Source organism: Sciscionella sediminilitoris (genome assembly GCF_000737195.2).
GTDB lineage: Bacteria > Actinomycetota > Actinomycetes > Mycobacteriales > Pseudonocardiaceae > Sciscionella > Sciscionella sediminilitoris.
The window spans coordinates 59,887-78,189 of sequence record NZ_JALM01000016.1 but is presented as its reverse complement, the minus strand read 5'-3'; the positions used below and the strand labels follow the sequence as shown (position 1 = coordinate 78,189).

The following is an 18,303-nucleotide window of genomic DNA, read 5'->3' as shown; positions in this document are numbered from 1 at the left end:
CGAGTGGCCGGTCAGCGCGGATCGGCGGGCGGCGCCATTTCCGCCTCTGGGAGGCTTACCCGAATGACCTGCAGCCCTGGTACCCGCCCGCCATACACCGCCGAGCAGCGGCCCAACGCTGATGGAACCCATGCGTGTCGACCCCCAGAGGGCAGTTCATGAATGTGCCGCAAGCCGATCCCCAATTGAGCCGATCAGGCGTCGGTGTCATCGTCGCCGCGGGTCGTTGGGTCGCGCAATGGGCGCAGGCCACGAGCAGGCTGAGACGCGGTGAAGGCGTACCGGCCGAGACAGTTGAGGTGCTTGTCCTTGAGCGGTGACAGCCGAGCCTTGTCCGCATCCGGGATGACATGTCCGGTGGCTTCGATCTCGGCGACCGCGGCGTCCAGATATCGGGTCGTCCACAGCACCACCGCGTTCAAGACCAGGCCAAGAGCAGCGAGCTGGTCTTCCTGCCCGTCGCGGTAAGCCTGCACGATGTTGCCGCGTTTGCCGTGACAGATCGCCCGAGCGAGGCGGTGGCGGGATTCCTGCACGGTGAGCTGGCGGTTCATCCGGCGCCGGTAGGAGTCGTCGACCGGGTCGCACAGCGCCAGCAGGTGCAGCGTCTTGTCGATCCGGCCGTACTCGGCGAAGGCCTGCCCGAGCGGGGAGAGCCGGCCTTCGCGGCCGAACATGCGCAGCAGGTCGTAGGCACGGACCTGGTTGGTGACCAGCGACCCGGCCACCCTCAGCATGTCCGGCCAGTGGGTCTCGATCTTGGACAGGTTCACCTTGTTCCGCGCGACCGCGTTCAACGGGCCGTAGTGACCTGCCTCCTGCTCACCGGCCACTTCCGCCCGCCAGAACCGCTGGTCCGACAGATCCCGCAGGCGTGGCGAGAAGCGGTAGCCGAGCATCTTGAACAATCCGAACACCATGTCCGAGTAGGAGGCATGGTCGGTCGCGATCATGTCCGGCTTCACGCCGCCGTCGAGGTTGAGCAGGGTGTCGAGGATGAACAGGCTGTCGCGTGGGGTGCCGGGCACCACCATTGCCCCTATTCCCGACACCTGGTCGTTGACGGCGTTGAGCCAGGTGATGCCGCGTTTGTAGCCGTAGTACTTCGGTGACGGGGCGGCGTTGATGGTGCGGGCCGGGACGACGAAGCGCAGCCCGTCCACCGAGGCCAGCATCCCGCCACCCCAGCATTGCGCCAGTGGAATCCGCGCCTGCTCGTCGATGAGTTTCGCGTTCGCCGCTGCGATCGTGTCCCCACGCAGATAGTTCTGGTCCACATGCGAGAGCCGCGAGCGGGTCAACTGCGGGTAGTGCGGGTTGATCACCGGTGTCAGGCCGATGTTGCAGGATTCGGCGACCAGCAGCGCTACCAGGCTGATGTCGAGCCCGGCCATGCGCGAGGAGCCCTCCGACACGTGGGTGAAGGCGTCGAGGAATCCGGTCCAGGAGTGCACCTCGAACAGCAGGTCCGGCAGGTCGATCCGGGGCAGCATCGCCTCCGTCGTCGTGCGCAGCCAGGTCAGCGACTCCGGCTCGTCGACCGCGCCGAGCTTGTCCACGCTCAGTCGTGCCCGCCCGCCTTCCGGCGGGACGACGACCTCGACCTTCGCCTCCGGACCGGCCTCGTCCATCCGCGCGGCCATCTGCTGCCAGGCCGCGTGCAGCCCGCCCGTCAGCTCCGCCAAGTGTTCGGCGACCGGCATGTCCAGCGACAGACCGGCCAGCACGTCCTCGCGCACCGCGTCCCACCCGGCGCCGTCGAGCAACCTGGCCCGCGGATCCGACCACCGATTCGACGGCGCCGCGTAGACGTCACGACGCACCAGGGCTCGGTGCAGCTGCTCAAGTACACACACCACATAGGCGTCTCGATCGACGGCGCCCGCGGGCAGCGCCGGGTTCGCGAACACCGCCGGCCGCCAGGCTCGCGGCACCAGCTCGGCATCGACCTCTGCCGACGACAGCGGGCGCTTTCCGGTCTTGCGCCGCGCCAAGCCCGGCAGCTTGCGCACCGCGGCCAGCACCCGCTTGCCTCCCTGCGCGGCCACCAACGCCGGGGACTCGCCCAACAGCGTCAGAAATGGGCGCACCGTGTTGTAGCGCCCCGCCAGCGCCTTACGCAACGCGATCTCGGCCGACCCGTCCTCCTCGGGCACCAGCTTGTCCACCATCGCCATCGCCGCAGTGACCTGCTCGCGCGGCGCCACCTCCGCAAGCTTCGACCACACCAGCGGCGGATCCAGCGCCACCCCGGACTCGACGGCCTCATCCAACAGCCGCACCAGCACCGCCGAGGCCCGGGTCAACGTCCGCGACGCCCGCTCCAAACCCGGCAGATTCGCCAGACGTTCCTTCTCCGAGGACCGCCGCGCCGGGGAGATCAACCGCGTGGCCATCAGCAGCGCGAACAAATCCAGCGCGTCGTCGATCGCCGCCGCCTCCAGGTTCCGCATCACCGCGGTCACCAGTGCCGTCCGCCGCGGTTCCGGCGCCCGCTCCAGCGCCGCAGCCTTGCTGGCAATCCCGTAGCGCGCCAGCGTGGACAGGCGGTTCACCGGCACCCGCGACACATCCACTCTCCCCAGCCCGAACCCGGAGATCTCATTGACCCGATCCAGCGCCCGCGCCATCGCCGTCCCCGTCGAGCGCGTAGGCGGCCGGCGCAGCCGCTCGAGCTCCGAGCGTCGCTCACCATCGGGCACCGCCAGCAGCGCGACCAACGCCGGCGGCAGCGCCGGATCCGCCCGTCGCGCCGCGCGAGCCACCGTGGCATGCAGCCGATCCTCTGCCGCAGTCCTCGCCGCGGAAACCTGCCGGGCCAGCACGCTGGCCCCTGGCAACAGCACCCGGTGCCGGCGTAGCCACGCCGTCGCGTGGTTGAACAACGCCACCGGCCCCTCGGCGTGGGTCCAAGCGCGGCCGTAGAGGAACGTGCGGAACTTCCTGCCCCAGACCTGATCGTCGTACTTGTGGTAGCCAAACGCCTGCTCGATCTCCCAGGCATGCTCGTACGGCGTCATCTGCCGCTCGGTGTAGCGCTTGACCACCGAAGGGTCATCGATGCCCAACTGCCCGGCCAGGTACTCCACCACCGGCCATGGCACATCCAGTGGATCAGCCAGGAACAACCCGATGTAGCGCACCGTGCACACCTGCAACGCAAACCCCAGGCGCGAATGATCACCACGGCGTTTGCCGATCAGTCGACGGTCCTCGTCGTCGAGGAAGAAGAACCGCTCAAACTCCGGACGAGTCGGCTCTACCCGAAACGTCCCGTACGACTCCGCCTGCTCATCGGTCAGAAACTCCACCGGCACGACGAAACCGTATCCGCACCGCCCTGACCAGCAGATCCCGGCTTAGCGCTAACCGCTGTACCACTGCTACTCAACCCCGGATCAGCGTGATGTTCACGGCGAACGGGCGCGGCTCCCCGCTGCGCCGTCCCGGTACCTCGATCACCCGCACCACGGGGCGGTGCTCGGCATACGGTTCGGGAGGGGCGGCCAGGAACCTCGCGATCATCTCGGCGTTCCAGCTGCGCAGGTCGGTTTCCGGCACGATATCTCCTTCGGGTATAACTGGACCGACGGTCCGCTTCAATACTATACGGACCACCGGTCCAGTTATGCCAGGAGGTTCTCGTGCCCGCCGAGCGATCCGACGCCGCCCGCAACCGGGAACGCATCCTCCGCGCGGCCGCCGAGCTGTTCGACCGGGAAGGCGTGGCGCCCGTGAGCATGGCGCGGATCGCCGAGGCGGCAGGGGTCGGCAAGGGCACCGTGTTCCGGAGGTTCACCGACCGCACCGGCCTGATCGAGGCAATCCTCGAACCACGAGTGGCGCGGCTGCGCACCGCGCTCACCGAGGGACCACCGCCACTCGGCCCGGGCGCCGAACCGGCTAAGGCGTTCGCCGCCATCCTGGACGCGCTGTTCGAGTTCGCCTGGGAGAACCGGGCGCTCAACCGGGCCTTCGAGCATCTCGGTCCGGACGCCTACTACGCGAATCCGGTCTGCCAGTTCTGGATCGCCGAACTGCGGGCGCGGATCGCCGCGGTGAACCCGGACATCGACGCGGACTACTTCGCGCATGCCCTCTTCACCGCGATGCGCGCGGACATCATGGACTATCTGCTCAGCGCCCGGGGCATGGACAAGGACCGGATCCGGGCGGGAATCGAGCACCTCGCCGGATCAGTCCAGCGGTAGCTCCAGGGTGCCCCCGATCGCGGCGCGCAGTGCGTCACGCATCGCCTCGCGCGGGGCTGCCTGTCCGGTGAACAGTTCGGCCTGTTCGAACGCCTGGTGCAGCAGCATGTCCAGCCCGGTGGCCAATCGCGGCGCCACCCGGGCCAGTGGGGTCGGCCAGGGATCGTAGATGACATCCAGCAGCGCGTGCGCCTGCGCGAGTTCCTCGGCGATGGGTTCCACGGCCGCCGAGGGCACCGTGCTCACCAACGCGTCCGCCTTCGCGGCGAGCGCACCGAAGTCGGTCTCCGCCCAGGTCTGCACCAGTACGTCGAGTCCGGCACGTTCGGCGGCGGCCACGGTCTCCCCTGCCCGGTCCGGATCGCGGACCACCAGGGTCGCCTCGGTGAATCCGAGCTCGGCGAAGGCCACCACACTGGCCGCGGCGGTCCCGCCCGCGCCGAGCACCACTCCCCGACCGCCCTCGGTGAACCCGGCGGCCGCGCGCAGTGCCCCGCTCACCCCGCTCACATCGGTGCAGTCGGCGTGCCAGCCGTCCTTCTTGCGCAGCAGGGTGTTCGCCGCGCCGACCGCGTGTGCCCTGCCGGTCAGTGAGCTCGCGTGCCGCAGTGCTGCCCGCTTGCCGGGCATGGTGACCGAGAAGCCGACCCATTCCGGGCCGGAGCTGTCCACCAGACCGGGCAGTTCCGCTTCGCCGCAGCGGATTCGCCGGTACTCCCAGTCGTCCAGGCCAAGCGCGGTGAAGGCCGCGTTGTGCAGTACCGGGGAAAGGGAGTGTTCGATCGGATCGCCGAGCACTCCCGCGATCCTGGCTGGCTCAGTAGACACCGCTCTCCTGTGCCTTCTTGGCGTTCTGCCGGTGTTCGTCGACGGTCTTGGCGAAGCAGGAGGACCCGTCCTTCTCGCATTTCACGAAGAACAGCCAGTCCCCCGGAGTCGGTTTCGCGGCCGCCTTGATCGCCTCGATGCTCGGCGAGTCGATCGGTGAAGGTGGCAGATCCGCGTTCGCGTAGGTGTTGTACGGGCCCGCCTTGTCCCGGTCGGTCTTCGAGGTGCGGATCTCCGGGCGATCGAGCACGTAGTTGACCGTCGAGTCGAGTTCCAGCCGCTGCTTCTGGGTCAGCCGGTTGTGAATGACCCGGGAGACCTTGCCGAAGTCCTTCTCCACGCCCTCACCCTGCACCAGCGAGGCGACGGTGAGCACCTGATAGGCGCTCAGCCCACTCCCCTCGGCGGCCTGTGGCAGACCCGCGGAGCTCATTTTCTCCGCCGAGGCACGCAGCACGGTGCTGAGCAGATCCTTCGCCGAGGAGCCCGGTTTGACCTCGTACACACCGGGCAGGATCAGTCCCTCGAGCCGGTGCGCCGCGTCGACCTTGCCCGCCTCCTTGGCCGCCCAGGACGGCACGCCGAGGCTCGTCAGGTCGGTGGAACCCGCCACCTGTTGCAATGTGTTCGCCGAGACGCAGGTGCTGTCCCCGTTGTGTTCCGCGCAGCTCGACGCGGCCATCTGGCTGAGCACGCCCTTGGTGACGGATCCGTTCGGCTGCTTCACATCCTGGAGCCGGGTACCCGGCCGGATCTGCAGGTTGCCCACCCGGGAACCGGGGTCGGTGAGCTGAGCGACCGCGGCCTGACCGGACATCCTGGCGCGCATCTGGTAGTAGCCGGGCTGGATGGAGAGCGCCTTGTCGTTGTCCTCCGCGGCGTGGGTATAGGCGGAGGCACTGGCCACCACGTCCTTGTCGGCGAGCTCGGCGGCGATCGCGCGCTGCGACTGACCCGCGGTGACCTGGACGACGACCTGTCCCTGTCCGCCGCCCTCGTAGTCGGCGAAGCTGAGCCCGAGCAGCTGGCGGACACCGAACCAGGCGAACAGCAGCAGCACCGCGACGATCACGCCGGAGCCGAGCCAGGTGATCCGCCGTTTTCTGCGCAGCTGCTCCCGCCCCCGGGATCTGGATGGTTCGCGCGGGTAATCCTCCTCGTCGAACAGGCCGAGGTCGTCGTTCACGTGTCCTCCCGGCCCAGATCGCCCCGCGCCGCGGCGTTCGACCGCGCGTCCAGCCAGGTCTGCAGGATGTCCACCGCGGCGGCCTGATCGATCACCGAACGCTGTTTGCGGCCCCGTACGCCGCGATCGGAGAGCATCCGGCCCGCGTTGACCGTGGACAGGCGCTCATCGGCGAACCGGATCGGCACCCGGATGCGCGCGGCGAGTTCCTCCGCGTAGGCACTCGCGTGCTGTGCAGCGCTGCCGTGCCCGCCGGCGAGCGTCTTGGGCAATCCGATCACGACCTCGACCACCTCGTGTTCCTCGATCAACGCGACGAGCTTGGCGATGTCGGTCTTGTCCCGCTCGTCTCTCGGGAGGGTAACGAGTGGTGACGCGAGTAGTGGCGCGGGATCGCTCAGCGCGACGCCGACGCGTACCGCGCCGACGTCGATGCCGAGCCTGCGACCGGGACCGGGATCACCTGCCAAGGTCAGCCCGCTACCGCCGAGCGCAGGGCCTCGATGGCCGAGGGGACCCCGGACGGGTCCGAGCCACCGCCCTGTGCGAGGTCCGGTTTACCGCCGCCGCGGCCATCCACGGCAGGGGCGAGGGCGCCCACGAGCTTGCCCGCGGCGAGCCCGCGTTCCCGTGCCGCCTCGGTGGTCGCGACCACGAAGCTGAGCTTGCCGTCGTTCGGGGCGAACAGTGCGACCACACCGGGCGCGGAGCCGAGCCGGGCCCGCACGTCACTGGCCAGCGAACGCAGGGCCGAGCCCTCTCCGACCTCGACCTGTTCGGCGACCACCTGCACCCCGCCGACCTCGGTGCTCTGCTGCGCGAGCTTGCCCGCCGAGGCCAGCACCTCCTTGGTGCGCAGCTCGGTGATCTCCTTCTCCGCTGCGCGCAGCCGGTTGACCACGCCCTCGATGCGCTCGGGCAGCTCCTCGGCAGGCACCTTGAACTGACCGGCCAGCTGGGACACGAGCAGGTGTTCCTTGCTGGCGTGCCGCATCGCGTCCATGCCCACCAACGCCTCGACCCGGTGCACCCCGGAGCCGACACTCGAATCCCCGACCAGTTTGACCAGGCCGAGCTGGCCGATCCGGTTCACGTGCGTGCCACCGCAGAGCTCGCGGGAGTACTCGCCCATGTCGACCACGCGCACGTTGTCGCCGTACTTCTCACCGAACAGCGCCACCGCGCCGAGCTCCATGGCCCTGTCCATGGTGGTGGTGTAGGAGCTGACCTCCCAGTCGTCCTGGAGGTACTGGTTGACCTCCTCCTCGACCCCGGCGAGCACATCCGGGGAGACCGAGCGCGGCACGGTGAAGTCGAACCGCATCCGGCCCGGTTCGTTGAGCGAACCGGCCTGCGCTGCCTGCTTGCCATAGGCCCCGCGCACCGCCGCGTGCACCAGGTGCGTTGCCGAGTGCGAGCGCTCGATCGCGTGCCTGCGTACCGAGTCCACGTGCGCGGAAAGGCGGGTGTCCACCGCGAGCTCACCCTCGGTCACCGTGACCCGGTGCACGAACAGGCCGGGCACCAGCTTCTGCACATCGCGCACCCGGACCGCGACACCCTCGCCGTAGAGCGTGCCGGTGTCGGCGATCTGCCCGCCGCCCTCCGCGTAGAACGGGGTGCGGTCCAGGACCAGTTCGACATCGGTTCCGGCGCTCGCGGTGCGCGCGGGCTTACCGTCCACCAGCATCCCGAGTACCCGGGCGTCCGATTCCAGATCGGTGTACCCGAGGAACTCGGTCGGGCCGTGGGTGTCGAGCAGTTCCCGGTACTCGGACAGGTCACCGTGCCCGGACTTGCGCGCCTTCGCGTCCGCCTGCGCGCGGGCCCGCTGCTCGGACATCAGCGCGCGGAACCCGCTCTCGTCCACCTCGAGACCCTGTTCGGCGGCCATCTCCAGAGTCAGATCGATCGGGAACCCGTAGGTGTCGTGCAGCTGGAAGGCCTTGTCCCCGGACAGCACCCGCGCGCCCGCCGCCTTGGCCTGTTCGGCCGCGTTCTCGAAGATCCGGGAACCCGCGGTCAGTGTCGCGGAGAACGCCTGCTCCTCGGCGATCAGCACCGACTCGATCCGCTCGAACTCGGTGACCAGTTCCGGGTAGGACGGTGCCATCGCGTCCCGAACCGTCGCCGCGAGCTCGGCCAGCACCGGGGTCTGCACCCCGAGCAGGCGCACCGAGCGGATGATCCGGCGCAGCAGCCTGCGCAGCACATAGCCGCGGCCCTCGTTGGACGGGGTGACACCGTCGCCGATCAGCATGACCCCGGAGCGGGCGTGATCGGCGATGACCCGGAACCGCACGTCGTCGGCCTCGTTCTCGCCGTAGCGCTTCCCGGAGAGTTCCTCCGCCTTGGCGATGACCACGCGCAGCAGATCGGTCTCGTACACGTTGTTCACGCCCTGCAGCAGGAACGCGACCCGCTCGACGCCCATACCGGTGTCGATGTTCTTCTGCGGCAGTTCGCCGACCGGCGGGTACCCCTTCTTCGGGCTCTGCTCCCCGCGCATGTCCTGCATGAACACGAGGTTCCAGATCTCCAGGTACCGGTCCTCGTCGGCTTCCGGCCCGCCGTCGGCGCCGAACTCGGGGCCACGGTCGTAGAAGATCTCCGAGCAGGGGCCACCCGGACCGGGAACGCCCATGTCCCAGTAGTTGTCCTCACCGCTGCGGCGCTGGATGCGTTCGGCGGGCAGCCCGGCGACCTCCTGCCAGAGCCGGTAGGCCTCGTCGTCGGACTCGTAGACGGTGGCCCACAGCCGCTCGGGGTCGAAACCGAGCCCGCCCTCGGCGACCTTGCCGGTGACCAGGGTCCACGCCAGCCGGATGGCCTCGGACTTGAAGTAGTCGCCGAACGAGAAGTTCCCGGCCATCTGGAAGAAGGTGTTGTGCCGGGTGGTTTTACCGACCTCGTCGATGTCCGGGGTGCGGATGCATTTCTGCACGCTGGTCGCCGTCTTGTACGGCGGGGTCTGCTGGCCGAGGAAAAACGGCTTGAACGGCGCCATCCCGGCGATGATGAACATGACCGTGGGGTCGTCCGAGATCAGCGAGGCCGAGGGAACCCAGGTATGGCCCGCCTTCTCGAAATGATCGCGGAAGCGCTTGATGATTTCGTGTGTCTGCACGGTTTCTTCCTTGTGACTGCGGGGTGGTTGGCCGATAACGGCGGACGGGCTGGCCGGAACGTCAGGACGCGCGCTCGCCCGCCCCGCGAGCTCGCCGCCCCGGCAGCTCGACGCCGGTACGCTCGGTCACCCCGCGCGCGAGCTCCTCTTCCCGCTCGGACATACCCGCGCGCACATCCGCGCCGAAGGCGCCGACCGCCTCGGCCAGCTCGCGCAGTCCGGCGCCGATGTTCTCCCCGATGCCGGCCGGGGTGGCCTTGCGCGCGGTCGCGTTCACCTTGCGCGTGGCGATCACGCCTGCCGTGACGCCGACCCCGAGCCAGAACAACCGTTTCACTTCCGGCGCCCCTTCCGCGCACGCCTGGTGTGCTTGCCTTGCGGCGCACCCGCCGCCTCGCGCCGGGCCTTGATCGCCCGGGATACCCCGTAGGACACCGCGGCGGTCTTCACCAGCGGGCCACCGAGGGTCGCGGTGAACAACGAGGACAGCGCCGAGGCGTTTCCGGTGATGGTGCGTACGTTCGAGGTTACCCCGTCCACCCGCTCGAGCTGGGTGTTCACGTGCGTCAGCGTGGTCGAGGCCTCGGTGAAGATCGGATCGGTGTTCTCGTGCGCCTTGCGGATCGCGATCGTCGCCTCGTCGAGCGTGCGCGAGAGCTTCACCACCACGACGGCGACGAGCAGTACCAGCACGACGAACGCCCCTGCGGCGACGACTGCGGCGATCTGCCCTGGTGTCACGAAATTCCTCCCAGTGCGGAAGTGTGCTGTGGTCGACAACCCTACCCGCGCCGCTACCGAGCGTTCGCAGGTGTACCCGGTGAACACGGCGCGGGTGCGCGGGTCACTCCTGGTTCTGCTCGCCGTTCTGTTCACTGCGCCTGCGGGCCACCCGGAACAGCCAGATGATGAAGCACACGAAGGCCGCGCCGCCGAGCACATCGGTGAGCACCGTGAAGGCTCCCTCGGACATGCCGAGCGCCGAGGAACTGAGCGCCAGTACGTCGGCGCTCTGTGCCGCGGCGAACGGGATCGCGAGGATGATGCCGACCAGTGCCTCACCGGTGATCAGGCCGGAGGCGAACAGCATGCCGCGCCGGTGTTCCTTCGGGTCGGCCCCGTTCTTGCGCAGCGCCCGGTCCGCGAACACCGCGACCAGGCCACCGATGAACAGCGCCACCGACTGCTCGATGGGCAGGTAGAGCCCGACCGCGACGGCGAGCACCGGGGTACGGAACCGGGCACCCCTGCGGACCAGGATCTGGTCCAGCACGATGATCAGGACCGCGAGGCCCGCCCCGATGCCGATCATGGACCACGGCAGGCCGCCGTCGAACACGCCCTTGCCGATGGAGCTCATCAGCGTGGCCTGCGGTGCCTGCAGCGCCTCGCTCGGATTCATCCCCTGCCGGGGCAGCGAGCTGCCGATGCCGTACGCGTTGTAGAGCACCGAGAGGATCGGTGCGATGCACACGGCGGCGACCACGACACCCACGATCAGCATGGTCTGCTGCTTCCACGGGGTCGCCCCGACGATGCGGCCCGCCTTGAGATCGTGCAGGTTGTCCCCCGCGATCGCGGCCGCGCAGCTGACCACCGCCGCCATCAGCACCGCGGTGGCCGCACCGACCGTCGCGGCCAGCTCGTGCCCGGTGAAGTTGATCTCGACGCCCAGGATCGCGAGCAGCAGCAGCGCGCCCACCAGCAGCGTCAGGATGGTGACCCCGGATACCGGGTTGTTCGAGGAGCCGACGAGACCGGTCATGTACCCGGAGACCGAGGAGAACAGGAAGCCCGCGATGAGGGCGAACAGCACCCCGAAGATGATCGTGCCGACGAACAGCCCGCTGCTGATCTGCAGCCGGGCCCGGTCCACCACGAACAGGAACACCAGGAAGATCGGCACCGCCATGCCGATGGTGCCCCACAGCAGGAAGTTCGCCGGGATGTCGCGCTCGGTGCGTTCGAGCCCGTTCGACTCGCCCGACTTGGCCGCCCGCACCGCGCGCACCGAGGAGCGGATGCTGTTCACCACCGGGCGCAGCACCGAACCGAGCGCCCACACCCCGCCGATGGCCATCGCGCCGACACCGAGGTAGCGCACCTGATCGCTCCACACCGCCTCGGCGGCGTCGTAACCGGTGGCGCCGTCGACGGTGTGCGCGAGCACCGAGGGGTCCGCGAAGGTCATGTACAGCGGGATCCCGACCACCCAGGCGAGCACGCCGCCGGTGAAGACCAGCCCGGCGATGTTGACCCGCACGATGTAGCCGACCCCGAGCAGGGCCACCGACATCTCGCTGCCGAAGCCGAACACCGCCCGGCCCGCGGTCGCCGCTCCGCTCAGCGTGCCCGCCGCGATACCGAAGCCGGTCTGGCACAGCTTGAGGATCCCGGCCGCGATCGCGGAGATCACCACGTACTTGGCTTCCTTGCCGCCGCGCTCGCCCGCCTTGAGCACCTCACCGGTGGCCACGCCCTCCGGGAAGGCCAGCTTCGCGTTGACGATCAGCGCGCGCCGCAGCGGAACGGTGAACAGCACACCGAGCACCCCGCCGCACAGCGCGATCGCCATCACCGGCAGGAACGGGAAACCCTGCCAGTAGCCGAGCAGCACCAGCGCGGGCAGCGTGAAGATCACCCCGGCCGCGAGCGCCTCGCCCGCGGAGGCCGCGGTCTGCACGATGTTGTTCTCCACGATGGTGGATCCGCGCAGCAGGCGGAACACCGCCATCGAGATCACCGCGGCCGGAATGGAGGCCGAAACGGTGAGCCCGACCTTCAATCCCAGGTAGGCGTTCGCGCCGGCGAGCACGGCGGCGAGCACCACGCCGAGGATCACCGCCTTGACGGTGATCTCCCGCGGCGCCTCCGCCGAGGAGATGAACGGTTCGTCGAGTTGCTTACTGGTCATGTGGCTACCCCCAGAAGACTGCGATGCCGATGTTGAGCACGGTCAACCCGCCCATGGTCAGCGCGAGACCGCGAGCGCGCTCGGTGCGGTTACGCCCGACGATGGCGAGCACCGCGATCACGAGCAGCACGATGAGCTTCACGCCGATCTTGATGTGCCCGCTCGTGTCCAGCGGAGTACTGACCACGTGCGCGTCCCGCAGCCCGACCATGGCCAGGCCGCTGATCAACTGGGTCAGGCTGGCCCACAGCCAGGCGACGGAGAGTCCCTCCCCGGCCGCGGCCCTGCGCTGCAGGAAGGCCGCTCCGATGAGTGCGGCCAGCCCAAGGAAATGGGCGAAGAGCAGAACATTGAACAGGATCGTCACGGAGAGACACGGTAACCCCAGGACGAATACGCCCCGTTGATGCAGGGCCGCGCGCACCGCATACCCAGCGGCGAATACACTCTCGACTCACTAGTGTCGCATGCGCGCGTACCGACGACCCCCGAAGAGAAGATGACGCAGACCCTAACTGCAGAGCCGGTCGCCTCACAAGACAAGCCCGAGGCCCCGGCGGAGACCGGCAGAGGACGTTTACGCCGCATCGCTCCCGCGGTGCTCGCCATCCTCGCCGGGCTCGCCCTGATCGCCTGGCGAGCCTCGATCTACGGCAACTGGATCGTCGACGACGCCGCCATCACGTTCGCCTACGCCAGGGATGTCGCCGACGGTCTCGGCCCCGTCGTGGCTCCGGGTTCGGCCCCGGTGGAAGGCTTCTCCAATCCGACCTGGCTGGTGCTGCTCGTGCTCGGCAGGCTGCTCGGCCTGTTCGACCACGGCACCTGGTTCGGCATCCCGGACTACGTGCTGTTCCCCAAACTGCTCGGCCTGCTGTGCTGCGCGGGCATCCTGGTGCTCTGCCATCACGCGGCGCGCGCGGTGACCAAGCGTCCGTGGCTGGCGACTTTCCTGGCCGCGGCGGTCATGGCGGCCATCCCCTCCTTCGTGATCTGGTGCTTCTCCGGACTGGAGAACTCGCTGTACGCGCTGCTCGCCGTCGGGATCGCGGTGCTGCTGTTCCGCGCGACGATCGACGGGCGGCTGCTCACCGCGCGGGTCGGGATCATCGCCGGGGTCCTGGCCGCGCTCGCGGCACTGACCAGGCCGGACGGGGCGATCTACGCGGGCGCCTATCCGCTCGCGGTGCTCGTGCACCTGCACCGGGACACCATCGCGCTCAGCGTGCGCAGGATCCTGGTCTCCGTCGCCGCGTTCATCGTGCCCTTCGGGCTGTACCTGCTCTGGCGCTACCTGGAGTTCGGCAAACTCGTCCCGAACACCTCGGTCGCCAAATCGCAGGGCCTGCCGACGGTGGCCAATCTGAACCGGATCGGCGAACTGCTCGACTACGTCGGCCCCGCGCTGGTGCTCGCCGCGCTGATCGGCATCGGCTTCGCCCTGGCCAAGTGCCCCTGGCGCGCCGCTCTCGCCACGCTGCTCGTGCCGCTGACCCTGGCGGTACTCGCCTATGTGGTCATCGAACCGGACTGGATGGGCCAGTTCCGGTTCGCCACCCCGGTCTGGGCACTGCTCGCGATCACCGGGACCCTCGGCGTGTTCGGGGCCCTCGCGCAGTGCAAACCGCGCGGACAGGTGGTGCTCTCCCTGGGCCTCGCGGTCTCGGCGGCCGCCTCCGGGTCCGGGCTCATGGCGCAGGCCCATCAGTTCCGCAGCGAACCGACGCTGTCCATGTGCTATGTGGCCGACCGGATCGGCCGCACCTTCAATGCCTACGCCGACATGCTCGGACTCAAGGGCGGCACCCTGCTCGCTCCCGACCTCGGCGGCAGTTCGCTGACCAGCAGGCTGCACATCGTGGACATGGCCGGGCTCGCCGAACCGCACATCGCCGAACTGATCAACCACGGCGATATGCCCGGGCTGCGTGACTACGTGTTCAACCAGGTGAAGCCGACCTTCATCCACTCACGCGGACCGTGGGGCCCAGGCAACGGGGTGTCCTCGGATCCGCGCATCGCCCGGGACTACTACCCGGTGATCTCCTACCCGCCGCAGGAGGGCAAGCCCGCGGGTGACTGGGTGCGCAAGGATGTGGTACCGAACCAGGCGATGCTGACCAAACTCCGCCAGTACGCCGACCGGACCGTGCACGAGATGGACGCCAAGCAGTTCGAGTGGCCGCTGCGGCACTGCGACGACACCATGCGGCGCGGGCAGACCACGGTCAACAAGGCGTTCTGAGGCCCCCGGATTGACCCTCACCGACCGCATCCCCGCATCGACCGATCCGGACAGCCTCTTCGACACCTTCACCACCTGGGTCGGGGAGACCGGTATCGACCCGTACCCGGCGCAGCTCGAGGCGCTGATGGAGCTGGCGATGGGGTCGAACGTGATCCTGTCCACGCCGACCGGGACCGGGAAGAGCCTGGTGGCCACCGGGGCGCACTTCATGGCGATCGCCACCGACCGCACCACCTTCTACACCGCACCCATCAAGGCGCTGGTCTCGGAGAAGTTCTTCGCCCTTATCGAGGTGTTCGGCGCGGACAACGTGGGCATGATGACCGGCGACTCCAGCGTGAACGCCGACGCCCCGATCATCTGCGCCACCGCCGAGATCGTCGCGAACCTCGCGCTGCGCGAGGGCGCCGAAGCCGATATCGGGCTCGTGGTGATGGACGAGTTCCACTTCTACTCCGATCCGGACCGCGGCTGGGCCTGGCAGGTTCCACTGCTCGAACTTCCGCACGCGCAGTTCCTGCTGATGTCCGCGACTCTCGGCGATGTGAGCTTCTTCGAGACGGACCTGACCAGGCGCACCGGCCGCGCCACGAGCGTGGTCACCAGCGCGCAGCGGCCGGTCCCGCTGTTCTACCGCTATGTGCTCACCCCGATGCCGGAGACCATCGACGAGATCGTGGAGACCAAGCAGGCGCCCGCGTATCTCGTGCACTTCAGCCAGGCGGCGGCGATCACCCAGGCGTCCGCACTGACCAGTGTCAACGTGGCCACCCGGGCCGAACGCGACCAGATCATCGCCGAACTGGGCGGGTTCCGGTTCTCCTCGGGCTTCGGCAGGACACTGTCCCGGATGATCCGGCACGGCATCGGAGTGCACCACGCGGGCATGCTCCCCAAATACCGGCGCCTCGTGGAACGGCTGGCCCAGGCCGGGCTGCTGAAGATCATCTGCGGCACCGACACCCTCGGCGTCGGCATCAACGTGCCGATCCGCACCGTGGTGTTCACCGCGATGTCCAAATACGACGGCACCCGGTCCCGGCTGCTCACCGCCCGCGAGTTCCACCAGATCGCCGGGCGCGCGGGACGGGCGGGCTACGACGACGCGGGCAACGTCATCGCCCAGGCTCCCGAGCACGTGATCGAGAACGAGAAGGCGCTCGCCAAAGCGGGCGATGATCCGAAGAAGCGCCGCAAGGTGGTGAAGAAGAAGCCGCCGCCCGGCCAGATCGGCTGGGGCGAACCCACCTTCACGAAGCTGATCGAAGCCGAACCCGAACCGTTGACCTCCAGCTTCACCGTCAACCACGCCATGCTGCTCAACGTGGTCGCGCGACCGGGGGACGCCTTCGCGGCCATGCGCAAGCTGCTCACCGACAACCACTGTGACCGCGCCACCCAGCGCAAGCTGATCCTTCGGGCCATCTCCATCTACCGCTCCCTGCTCGCCGCCGGGATCGTCGAACGGCTGGACACCCCGGACGAAGCGGGCCGTACCGTGCGGTTGACCGAAGACCTGCAGTGGGACTTCACCCTGAACCAGCCGCTGGCCCCGTTCGCACTCGCCGCCATCGAACTGCTCGACGACCAGGCGCCCGACTACGCACTCGACGTGCTCTCCATCGTGGAAGCCACCGTCGAGGATCCGTGGCCGGTGCTGCGCGCCCAGGCGAACAAGGCCAAGGGCGAGGCCGTGGCGAGCATGAAGGCCGAGGGGATCGAGTACACCGAGCGCATGGAGCTGCTCGAGGACGTCAGCTATCCGCAGCCGCTGACCGAGCTGCTGGACCCCGCCTTCGAGACCTATCGCCGGGCGCATCCCTGGGTCGCCGACGCCGCCCTGTCCCCCAAGTCCGTGGTGCGCGATCTGCATGAGCGGGCGATGAACTTCGTCGAGTACATCGGCTTCTACCAGCTGGCCCGTTCCGAAGGACTGGTGCTGCGCTATCTCGCGGATGTGTACGCGGCGTTGCGGCGCACCGTCCCGGATCGGGCCCGCACCGAAGAGCTCGAGGACATCACGGTCTGGCTCGGCGAGCTCGTGCGCCAGGTGGACGGCAGCCTGCTGGAGGAATGGGAACGGCTGCGCGATCCCGAGGCACCGGAGCCGACCGCCGGTCCCGCACCCGAACCCGAGGCGCCACCGGTCACCCGCAACGAGCGAGCCTTCCGGGTGCTGGTGCGCAACCAGCTGTTCCGGCTGGTCGAATGCTGCGCGCGCCGGGACTACGAGACCCTAGCCGAACTCACCGACCTCAGCGCGCAGGACTGGGCGGAGGCGGTCGAGGACTACTTCGCCGAGCACGCCGAACTGGGCACCGGTCCGGACGCGCGCGGGCCCGCGCTGCTGATGATCACCATCGAGTCGCAGCGCTGGGTGGTGCGCCAGATCTTCGACGACCCCGAGGGCGATCACGACTGGGGCATCCTCGCCGAGATCGACCTGGCCGCCTCGGACGAAGCCGGAGTCCCGGTGCTGCGCATCCTCGAAGCCGGGGAGCTCTCCTAGCCGGCCGTGCCAAGATCAATAGCATGACGAAGCGAACGATCCTGCGCGGCGGCAAGGTATTCGACGGCACGACGGTCCGCGAGGCCGAGCTCGTGATCGAGGGCGACCGGATCCTGGAGGTTGGCACCGGACTCGACGGTGACGCCGAACTCGACGTCACCGGGCTGACCGTGCTCCCCGGACTCATCGACTGCCATGTGCACGTCGTGTTCTCCGGCGCGGACCGGCTGCGGATGATGCAGGAACCGTTCTCGTACCAGTTCTACGCGGCCGCGCGGAACCTGCGTGCGCTGCTCGACTGCGGCATCACCTCGGCACGCGACGCGGGCGGGGCCGATCTCGGGATGAAGACCGCGCTCGCCGACGGGCTGATCGAGGGACCCGAACTGGCCACGGCGGTCACCGTGCTCGGGCAGACCGGCGGGCACACCGACGGCCTGCTGCCGAACGGGGCCTGCCTGCCGCTGATGCAGGAGCATCCGGGCCGTCCGGCCATGGTCGTGGACGGCCCGGACCAGATGCGGGTCCGGGTGCGCGAGCTGGTGCGCGCGGGTGCCGATGTCATCAAGATCTGCACCACGGGCGGGGTGCTCTCCCCCGGCGACGATCCGGGGCACGCACACTTCGACGCCGAGGAGCTCGCGGTATGCGTGGCCGAGGCGGCCCGCGCCGGGCTCCGGGTGATGGCGCACGCACAGGGCACCGAGGGCATCAAGAACGCCCTGCGTGCCGGGGTGCGCAGCATCGAGCACGGTATCTATCTCGATGACGAGGCCATCGAACTGCTGCTGGACAAGCAGGCCTGGCTGGTGCCCACGCTGCTCGCGCCCACCGCTCTGATCGAGCAAATCGAGGCAGGCGCGGCCATGCCGGACTCGGTGGTCGACAAGGCGTACGAGGTCCTCGAGATCCACCGGGACTCGATGCGCCGTGCCGTGGCGGCCGGGGTACCGATCGCCATGGGCACCGACAGCGGCGTGTTCCCGCACGGGGACAACCTGCGCGAGCTGGAGCTGCTGCACGGTGTCTCGATGGCACCGGACGCGGTGCTGCGCGCCTCCACCGTGCGGGCGGCGGAACTGCTCGGCCGCGCGGACGAGGTCGGCACCATCGCACCCGGTTTCCGCGCCGATCTGGTGCTGCTCGAAGGGGACCCGTTCGATTTCACCGGCTACCGCTCCCGGGTGCGCGCGGTGTTCCAGCGCGGAGAGCCGGTGCGGCCACTCGCCTAGAGCCCGCCGCCGGTACCGGAGATCAGTGCCGGAGTTCAGTGCTGGAGT

Annotated in this window: 14 protein-coding genes; 4 read left to right on the top strand and 10 right to left on the bottom strand. The window is 68.9% G+C overall.

The window, feature by feature from the left end; genetic code table 11:
• Positions 1–194: 194 nt before the first annotated feature.
• Complete coding sequence (locus AD72_RS07780; protein ID WP_031465736.1) at positions 195–3,317, bottom strand: Tn3 family transposase; 3,123 nt, start codon at positions 3,315–3,317, stop codon at positions 195–197.
• Between the two features lie 70 nt (positions 3,318–3,387).
• On the bottom strand, positions 3,388–3,561 hold the full coding sequence (locus AD72_RS36400; protein WP_156365081.1) for a hypothetical protein: 174 nt from the start codon (positions 3,559–3,561) through the stop codon (positions 3,388–3,390).
• A gap of 83 nt (positions 3,562–3,644) precedes the next feature.
• On the opposite strand from AD72_RS36400, the gene AD72_RS07775 reads away from it, so the two are divergent.
• Positions 3,645–4,211 carry a TetR/AcrR family transcriptional regulator gene (locus AD72_RS07775; protein ID WP_031465735.1) on the top strand — a complete coding sequence of 189 codons (567 nt, stop codon included), beginning with the start codon at positions 3,645–3,647 and terminating at the stop codon, positions 4,209–4,211.
• On the opposite strand, the gene AD72_RS07770 is transcribed toward AD72_RS07775, so the two are convergent.
• From AD72_RS07770 to AD72_RS07735, 8 genes are all read right to left on the bottom strand, one after another.
• The gene (locus tag AD72_RS07770; RefSeq protein ID WP_031465734.1) at positions 4,197–5,009 is read right to left on the bottom strand and encodes a shikimate dehydrogenase; all 813 of its coding nucleotides are present in this window, start codon (positions 5,007–5,009) and stop codon (positions 4,197–4,199) included. The genes AD72_RS07775 and AD72_RS07770 overlap by 15 nt on opposite strands.
• Positions 5,010–5,028: 19 nt before the next feature.
• On the bottom strand, positions 5,029–6,225 hold the full coding sequence (gene mltG, locus AD72_RS07765) for an endolytic transglycosylase MltG (RefSeq protein ID WP_031465733.1): 1,197 nt from the start codon (positions 6,223–6,225) through the stop codon (positions 5,029–5,031).
• Positions 6,222–6,695, bottom strand: coding sequence for a Holliday junction resolvase RuvX (gene ruvX, locus AD72_RS07760; RefSeq protein WP_082468804.1), 474 nt, complete (start codon positions 6,693–6,695; stop codon positions 6,222–6,224). Before ruvX ends, mltG begins: the two co-directional genes overlap by 4 nt.
• 2 nt (positions 6,696–6,697) lie before the next feature.
• A complete protein-coding gene (alaS, locus tag AD72_RS07755) occupies positions 6,698–9,352 on the bottom strand; it encodes an alanine--tRNA ligase (protein ID WP_031465731.1) in 2,655 nt (884 codons plus the stop codon).
• A gap of 61 nt (positions 9,353–9,413) precedes the next feature.
• Positions 9,414–9,689, bottom strand: a complete 276-nt coding sequence (locus AD72_RS07750; protein WP_031465730.1) for a hypothetical protein — start codon at positions 9,687–9,689, stop codon at positions 9,414–9,416.
• Complete coding sequence (locus AD72_RS07745; RefSeq protein ID WP_031465729.1) at positions 9,686–10,093, bottom strand: DUF948 domain-containing protein; 408 nt, start codon at positions 10,091–10,093, stop codon at positions 9,686–9,688. The genes AD72_RS07750 and AD72_RS07745 overlap by 4 nt, the downstream gene beginning before the upstream one ends.
• A 103-nt stretch (positions 10,094–10,196) precedes the next feature.
• The gene (locus AD72_RS07740) at positions 10,197–12,266 is read right to left on the bottom strand and encodes an OPT family oligopeptide transporter (protein WP_031465728.1); all 2,070 of its coding nucleotides are present in this window, start codon (positions 12,264–12,266) and stop codon (positions 10,197–10,199) included.
• Between the two features lie 4 nt (positions 12,267–12,270).
• Positions 12,271–12,633, bottom strand: coding sequence for a hypothetical protein (locus AD72_RS07735; RefSeq protein WP_031465727.1), 363 nt, complete (start codon positions 12,631–12,633; stop codon positions 12,271–12,273).
• Positions 12,634–12,765: 132 nt separating this feature from the next.
• Between AD72_RS07735 and AD72_RS07730 the strand changes: the two genes are divergently transcribed.
• Genes AD72_RS07730 through AD72_RS07720 form a run of 3 tightly spaced genes read left to right on the top strand, consistent with a single transcriptional unit; the run spans position 12,766 to position 18,255 of the window.
• The gene (locus tag AD72_RS07730) at positions 12,766–14,511 is read left to right on the top strand and encodes a hypothetical protein (protein ID WP_031465726.1); all 1,746 of its coding nucleotides are present in this window, start codon (positions 12,766–12,768) and stop codon (positions 14,509–14,511) included.
• A 10-nt stretch (positions 14,512–14,521) separates the two neighbouring features.
• Entirely contained in the window at positions 14,522–17,023 is a 2,502-nt protein-coding gene (locus AD72_RS07725) for a DEAD/DEAH box helicase (protein ID WP_031465725.1), read from the top strand.
• Positions 17,024–17,046: 23 nt separating this feature from the next.
• A complete protein-coding gene (locus AD72_RS07720; RefSeq protein WP_031465724.1) occupies positions 17,047–18,255 on the top strand; it encodes a metal-dependent hydrolase family protein in 1,209 nt (402 codons plus the stop codon).
• The last annotated feature ends 48 nt before the right edge of the window (positions 18,256–18,303 follow it).

What these genes read in the sequence shown, in the direction of transcription:
- AD72_RS07740 (WP_031465728.1), bottom strand. Translation starts at nt 12,266, where the DNA reads ATGACCAGTAAGCAACTCGACGAACCGTTCATCTCCTCGGCGGAGGCG.
- AD72_RS07730 (WP_031465726.1), top strand. Translation starts at nt 12,766, where the DNA reads ATGACGCAGACCCTAACTGCAGAGCCGGTCGCCTCACAAGACAAGCCC.
- AD72_RS07720 (WP_031465724.1), top strand. Translation starts at nt 17,047, where the DNA reads ATGACGAAGCGAACGATCCTGCGCGGCGGCAAGGTATTCGACGGCACG.